Source organism: Corallococcus sp. AB011P (genome assembly GCF_003611605.1).
Lineage (GTDB): Bacteria > Myxococcota > Myxococcia > Myxococcales > Myxococcaceae > Corallococcus > Corallococcus coralloides.
In genome coordinates this window covers 1-293 of the sequence record NZ_RAVX01000090.1, presented here as the reverse complement: position 1 = coordinate 293, position 293 = coordinate 1, and the positions used below count along the sequence as shown (strand labels likewise).

Below are 293 nucleotides of genomic sequence, written 5' to 3'. Positions count from 1 at the left end.
GCTACGCGCGTGGATGGAATCCCAGGCCCCGCGCCACCTGCCCAAGGGCCCCATGGGACAGGCCCTCTCCTACGCCTTGAAGCAATGGGACGCCCTGACGCGCTTCTCTTCCGACGCACGTCTTCCCTTGGACAACAACCGCTCCGAGGCGGCGCTGCGCAAGGCCGCAATGGGGGTTTCATTGTGCGTCACCTCTTCGGGGTGTTGTCGACCGCATAGGCTTGCGCGCGCCTCGCGGGCTCGTACGACGCTTCTGGGCTGCCTCGAGCACGTGCGCGGCTCGCAGGTCCTCC

Annotated in this window: 1 protein-coding gene; it reads left to right on the top strand. The window is 67.6% G+C overall.

The features are described from left to right. Positions 1 to 52: 52 nt before the first annotated feature. Positions 53 to 293, top strand: a 241-nt coding sequence (locus D7X30_RS43955; protein ID WP_370052150.1) for a transposase, incomplete at its 3' end; no start/stop codon positions are given.